Below are 6,606 nucleotides of genomic sequence, written 5' to 3' on the forward strand. Positions count from 1 at the left end.
GCCCTGTTGGAAGCGATGCAGGAAAGACAGGTGACCATTGGTGAGACCACTTTCCGGCTGCCGGAACTTTTTCTGGTGCTGGCCACCCAGAATCCCATTGAACAGGAAGGCACCTATCCCCTGCCCGAGGCCCAGCTCGACCGCTTCCTGATGCAGATCGACGTCGACTATCCCGACCTCGAGGCGGAGCGGAAGATCCTGTTCGACACCACCGGGTCCGAGGAGTCGCGCCCGAAGCAGGCGTTGAGCGCCGAGGACCTCATGGCCGCCCAGCGTCTGGTGCGCCGCCTGCCCGCCGGCGATTCCGTGGTCGAGGCCATCCTCCAGCTCGTCCGCTCGGCCCGTCCCGGCGTCGCCAAGGGCGAACTCGCGGGCGCCATCGCCTGGGGTCCCGGCCCGCGCGCCTCCCAGGCGCTGATGCTCGCGGTCAGGGCTCGCGCCCTTCTCGATGGCCGTCTCGCCCCGTCCATCGACGATGTCGTCGCACTGGCCGAACCGGTCCTCAAGCACCGCATGGCGCTCTCCTTCTCCGCCCGCGCCGACGGGCTGACGGTGGAGAAGACCATCGCCTCCCTGGTCAAGCCGATCAGCTGAACCATGGCCCTCTTCGACCTCGCCCAGACGAACAGTCGCGAGGAGCACGCCGGTCGGCTGATGCGCGACGGCGAGATGCTGGCGGCCGCCCTGCCGCGTCTGGTGCTGGAGGCGCGCCGCGTCGCCTCCACCGTCGTCCATGGCCTGCATGGCCGCAGGCGCGCCGGATCGGGCGAGAATTTCTGGCAGTTCCGCCGCTTCTCCAGCGGCGAGCCGGCGAGCCGCATCGACTGGCGCCGCTCCGGCCGCGACCAGCATCTCTACGTGCGCGAGCGCGAATGGGAAGCGGCCCATACGGTCTGGATCTGGCCGGATTGCTCCGCCTCCATGCAGTTCGTCTCGCCCCTCGCCTGGGAGACCAAGCGCGACCGCTGCATCGTCCTCGCCTTCGCCCTCGCCGAGATCATGGTCCGCGGTGGTGAGCGCGTCGGCATCCCCGGCATCATGCGACCGACCGCCAGCCGCGCCATCATCGAACGCATGGCCGATGCGCTGCTGTCGGTTCCCGACCTCGCCGCGGCGAGCCTGCCGCCGCGCGCGCCGATCTCGCGGCTGTCTGAAATCGTCGTCCTCTCCGACTGCCTCGTGCCGATGGAAGCCTTCCGCGACGAGGTCAAGGGTCTCGCCTCCTCCGGGTCGCGCGGCCATGTCCTGCAGATCAACGATCCGATCGAGGAGACCTTCCCGTACAAGGGACGGGTCGAGTTCGAAGAGATGGAGGAGAGCCTGACCATCACCGCCGGCCGTGCCGAGACCTGGCGTGACGATTACGTCGCGCGGCTCGCCGCCCACCGCGCGGCGCTGCGCCAGGAATGCGACAGCCGCGGCTGGAGCTTCGGCATCCACCGTACCGACCAGGCGCCCGCCACCGCCATCCTCGCGCTGCACCAGCGCATGGGCCCCGGCTCGCGCGAGCTCGGGCCCCGGATCGGGGGCGCCTGATGCTCGGCCTGCCCCTCGCCTTCGCTGCGCCGCTGGTTCTCTTCGCCCTCGCAGCGCTGCCGGCGCTGTGGTGGCTGTTGCGGCTCGTGCCGCCGCGGCCGCGCCGCGTCCGCTTCCCCCCGACGCGTATCCTCATGGACATCGCGCCGAAGGAGGAGACGCCGTCCAACAGCCCCTGGTGGCTGACGCTGCTGCGCCTGCTGCTGGCCGCCATCATCATCTTTGCCATGGCCGGCCCCTTGTGGAACCCGCCTGCAGCGACCTCCGGCTCGCGCGGTCCCGTCCTCCTGATGATGGATGACGGCTGGCCCTCGGCCGCCTCCTTCGAACAGCGCCAGCGCGTGGCGGGCGAGATCGTCGCCTCCGCCGAAAGCGCTGGCCGCGCCGTCGCGCTCGTGCCGACCGCCCGCCCGGTGATCGACATCGCACTCGAGACACCCACCTCGGTGCGCGAGCGGCTGCGTTCGCTCGAGCCACTGCCGCACACACCCGACCGCAGCGCCATCCTGCCGGCGCTGCAGAAGTTCCTCGCCGCGCAGCCAGAGGCCGAGGTCGTCTGGCTCACCGACGGCATCGACACCGGCCGCTCGGAGGCCTTCATCGCGCAACTCGCGCCACTCGTCCGCGGCCGCAGCGTGACGGTCTTCGACGGCGGCACGCCGGCACCTCTCGCCCTCACCGCGGCCACCAACACGGCGGGCGGCTTCAACGCCAAGGTTCTGCGCGCCGAGGGCGGGCCCGCCCAGCCCGGCCGCGTCAGGGCCCTCGACAACCGCGGCCTGCCGCTCGGCGAGGCCGCCTTCGCCTTCGAGGACGGCAAGACCGAGGCGGACCTGCGTTTCGAACTGCCGGTCGAGATCCGCAACGAGATCACCCGGATGGACATCCTGTCCGAGCGGTCGGCAGGCGCTGTGCAACTCGTCGATTCGCGCTGGGCGCGCCGCACCATCGGCGTGGTCTCCGGCGCCACCGCCGACACCGCCCAGCCGCTGCTCTCCCCGACCTACTATCTCGGCCGGGCGCTCGATCCCTTCGCCGACATCCGCACCGTCGAGGGGGCATCGCCCTCCGAGGCCATCGTCCGCTTCATCGAGGGGCGCGTGCCGATGATCGTGCTGACCGATGTCGGCACCGTCACCCCGGTGGCGCGCGATGCGCTGAACCGCTTCCTCGACAATGGCGGCATCCTGCTGCGCTTCGCGGGAACGCGCCTCGCCGGCGCCCAGAGCGACGACCTCGTGCCGGTCCGGCTCCGGCGCGGCGGCCGCCAGCTCGGCGGCGCCCTGTCCTGGGAGACGCCGCAGGGCCTCGCCCCCTTCGGCCGCGAGAGCCCCTTCGCCGACATTCCCGTGCCGGCAGACGTGCGCGTGCGCCGCCAGGTCCTCGCCGAGCCCGACGGGCTGCTCGCCGACAAGACCTGGGCACAGCTCGCCGACGGAACGCCACTCGTGACGGCGGAGAAGCGCGGCCAGGGCCTGCTCATCCTCTTCCACGTCACCGCTGACACTTCTTGGTCCGACCTGCCGATCTCCGGCGCCTTCGTCGACATGCTGAAGCGGATCGCCGGCCTGTCGGCCGCCGGCCGCCCCGCCGCCGAGGGCCTCGCCGCCGTGCCCGGCCAGCCGCGGGCGAGCGAGCGGATCGCCCCGACGCGGGTGCTCGACGGCTTCGGCGGCTTCGTGCGTCCTCCCGCCACCGCCAAGCCGATTCCCGCCGACTGGCGCGAGGCCGCCACCTTCGACTATCCGCCAGGCTTCTACGGCCCGCAGGAGGGCACGATCGCGGTCAATGTGCTGGCGCCCGAGGAACGCCTGAAACGGCTCGACGTCGGTCCCCTCAATGCCACGATCGAGCGCTACCGTCTGGGTGAACCCGTCGACCTCAGATCCCCGCTCGTGGTGACCGCCCTGATCCTCCTCCTCGCCGATGGCATCATCGTCTTCCTGATCGCCGGCGGCCTGGCGCGCCTGTCCTTCGGCCAGCGCAGGCGCACCGCCGCCTGGCTCATCCTCCTCGGCGGCGCCCTGGCGCTCGCCGCGCCCCCGGCGGAGGCCCAGACCCGGCGCAGCCAGGAGCGCCCGATCGTCTCCACCGGCAATGCCGCAGACGATGCCGCCGTCCGGGCGACGCAGGCGACGCGCCTCGCCTATGTCGTCACCGGCTCGCGCGATGTCGACGACGTCTCACGTGCCGGGCTCGAAGGCCTGACGCGGTTCCTCTCCGCCCGCACGGCGCTCGAGCCGGCCCAGCCGCAGGGCGTCGACATCGCCCGCGACGAGCTCGCCTTCTTCCCCGTCCTCTACTGGCCGGTGGTGGCGGGCGCCGACGAGCCGACGCCCCAGGCGCTGCTCAAGCTCGACGCCTATATGAAACAGGGCGGCATGGTGATCTTCGACACCCGCGACGCCCTCACCGCGCGCCCCGGCCAGGCGAGCCCCGCCCAGGCGACGCTGCGCCGCATTCTCGCCGGCCTCGACATTCCCGAGCTGGAGGCTGTGCCGCGCGACCATGTGCTCGCCCGCGCCTTCTTCATCCTGCGCGAGTTCCCCGGTCGCTACACCGACGGCACGACCTGGGTCGAGGCAATCCCGCCGGCGACGGAAGAGGAAGCGGCCCGCCCGGCACGCGCCTCCGATTCCGTCTCGCCCATCGTCATCTCCTCCAACGACCTCGCCTCCGCCTGGGCGATCGACCGCCAGGGCAATCCCCTGCTGCCGGTGCAGGGCGAGGCGCGCCAGCGCGAACTGGCGTTCCGCTTCGGCGTCAACATCGTCATGTATGCGCTCACCGGCAACTACAAGACGGACCAGGTGCATGTGCCCGCCCTGCTCGAACGGCTGGGGAACTGAGCCATGACCCTCGGCATCGTCTGGTCCCCCATCGTCCCGCTCTGGGCGCTCGGCCTCGCCGCGCTGGCCGTCGCCCTCCTCGCCGGGCTCCTGCTGCTGTCGCGCACCCGCGGCGCCTGGTGGCGCATCGCCGCCATGGCGCTGGCCATCATGGCGCTCGGTAATCCGGTCTTCACGCAGGAGGACCGCGATCCGCTGCAATCCGTCGTCGCCGTCGTGCTCGACCGCTCCGCCAGCCAGACGCTCGCCGACCGCACCCGCATGACCGATGAGGCCAAGGCCGCCATCGAGCGCGCCTTCGGCCGCTCGCCCGGCTTCGAGGTGCGCTGGATCGATGCCGGCGCCTCGGACGGACAGACGGACGGCACCCACCTGTTCGAGGCACTGCGGTCGGGCCTCTCCGATGTGCCCGCCGAGCGCGTCGGCGGCGCCATCCTGGTCACCGACGGCCAGGTCCACGACGTCCCGGCACAGGCCTCCGCCATCGGCTTCACGGCGCCGGTCCATGCACTCATCACCGGCCGCTCGACCGACCGCGATCGCCGGGTCGTCCTGACCCAGACGCCGCGCTTCGGCATCGTCCAGCAGAACCAGACGATCGGCTTCCGCATCGAGGACAACGGCACCGGCGGCGCCGTGGCCCAGGCCGCCGTCACCATCAGCCGCGGTGGCGAGGTCATCGAGCGGCGAACGGTCGCGACCGGCGCCACCACCAACATCTCGGTCCAGATCACCCATGCCGGCGCCAACATCGTCGAGATCGAGGTGGACGGGCTGCAGGGCGAGCTCACCACCATCAACAACCGCGCCGTCGTCGTCATCGACGGCATCCGCGAGAAGCTGCGCGTGCTGCTCGTCTCCGGCGAGCCCCATGCTGGCGAGCGCACCTGGCGCAACCTGCTGAAGTCGGATGCCGGCGTCGACCTCGTCCACTTCACCATCCTGCGACCGCCGGAGAAACAGGACGGCACGCCGATCAACGAACTTTCGCTCATCGCCTTCCCGACCCGCGAGCTCTTCCAGATCAAGATCCGCGAGTTCGATCTCATCATCTTCGATCGCTACGCCCAGCAGGGCGTGCTGCCGCTGCTCTATTTCGAGAACATCGCCCGCTATGTCCGCAACGGCGGCGCGCTGCTGATCGCGGCCGGCCCCGAACATGCCACCTCCGCCTCGATCAACGACACGCCGCTGGAGAGCATCCTGCCCGCCGCGCCGACCGGCGAGGTCATGGAGCGACCCTTCCACGCCCGCGTCTCCGACCAGGGCCGTCGCCATCCCGTGACGCGCTCGCTCCCCGGCATGGCCGCCGAGGGCAATCCGCAATGGAGCCGATGGTTCCGCCTGATCGAGAGCCGCCAGCCGGCGCAGGGCGCCATGACCGTCATGGACGGGCCGGACTCACGGCCCGTTCTGATGCTGACCCGTCAGGGCGAGGGCCGCGTGGCGCTGCTCCTCTCCGACCACATCTGGCTCTGGGCGCGCGGCTACGAGGGCGGCGGACCGCATCTGGAACTGCTGCGTCGCCTGTCGCACTGGCTGATGAAGGAGCCGGAACTGGAGGAGGAGAGCCTGCGCCTCGCCGTGCGTGGCCGCCAGCTCGCCGTCGAGCTGCAGACCATGGCCGAGCGCCCCGAGACCGTGACACTGACCCGCCCCTCCGGCACCAGCCTCACCGTCGCGATGCAGGATGCGGAACCGGGCCTGTGGCGCGGCCAGGTCGACATCACCGAACTTGGCCTCTGGCGCGCCCAGGCCGGACGGCTCACCCGCCTGATCAATGTCGGCCCGCCCAATCCGCGCGAATTCACCGACGTGACCTCGACCCTGCGGCTGCTCGAGCCGCTGGTGCGCGCCACCGGCGGCGGCCTGTGGCGCATTTCGGAAACGGGAACGCTCTCCATCCCGCGGATCGTGCCGACGCGCTCGGCGAGCTCGCTGCGCGGCGAGGACTGGATGGGCATCCGCCAGCGTGACGCATCGGTGGTGCGCGGCATCGGCATCCTGCCGGCCTTTGCCGGCCTGCTGGGGCTGCTCCTGATGCTCGGCGCCCTGACCGCCGTCTGGGCCCGCGAGGGGCGATAAGCCTCCGCGCGGGCCGCCGGCATTTTCTTCGTTCAGATCACGGGGCTGTCCGCCGAGCGTTTCAGTTGCGCCGACGACGGGGCCGTCCGAACACGCGCCGACCCACGGCGCGCTCGCCGCGCTGGACGCTGCGGCG

At 71.4% G+C, this 6,606-nt stretch carries 4 protein-coding genes; all 4 read left to right on the top strand.

Annotated features, from left to right (window positions below; genetic code table 11):
• Positions 1–594, top strand: a 594-nt coding sequence (locus Q8O26_RS16300) for a MoxR family ATPase (RefSeq protein ID WP_305577463.1), incomplete at its 5' end; no start/stop codon positions are given.
• Between the two features lie 3 nt (positions 595–597).
• Entirely contained in the window at positions 598–1,536 is a 939-nt protein-coding gene (locus tag Q8O26_RS16305) for a DUF58 domain-containing protein (protein ID WP_371134590.1), read from the top strand.
• Positions 1,536–4,385 (top strand): DUF4159 domain-containing protein, encoded by a 2,850-nt coding sequence (locus tag Q8O26_RS16310; protein ID WP_305577465.1) that lies wholly within the window; start codon positions 1,536–1,538, stop codon positions 4,383–4,385. Before Q8O26_RS16305 ends, Q8O26_RS16310 begins: the two co-directional genes overlap by 1 nt.
• 3 nt (positions 4,386–4,388) lie before the next feature.
• On the top strand, positions 4,389–6,470 hold the full coding sequence (locus Q8O26_RS16315; protein ID WP_305577467.1) for a hypothetical protein: 2,082 nt from the start codon (positions 4,389–4,391) through the stop codon (positions 6,468–6,470).
• Positions 6,471–6,606: the final 136 nt, after the last annotated feature.

Origin of the sequence: Phreatobacter sp. (assembly GCF_030691135.1) — a bacterium.
Taxonomy (GTDB): domain Bacteria; phylum Pseudomonadota; class Alphaproteobacteria; order Rhizobiales; family Phreatobacteraceae; genus Phreatobacter.

Coding starts and splice junctions, on each gene's coding strand:
- Q8O26_RS16310 (WP_305577465.1), top strand. CDS start 1,536: ATGCTCGGCCTGCCCCTCGCCTTCGCTGCGCCGCTGGTTCTCTTCGCC.
- Q8O26_RS16315 (WP_305577467.1), top strand. CDS start 4,389: ATGACCCTCGGCATCGTCTGGTCCCCCATCGTCCCGCTCTGGGCGCTC.
- Q8O26_RS16305 (WP_371134590.1), top strand. CDS start 598: ATGGCCCTCTTCGACCTCGCCCAGACGAACAGTCGCGAGGAGCACGCC.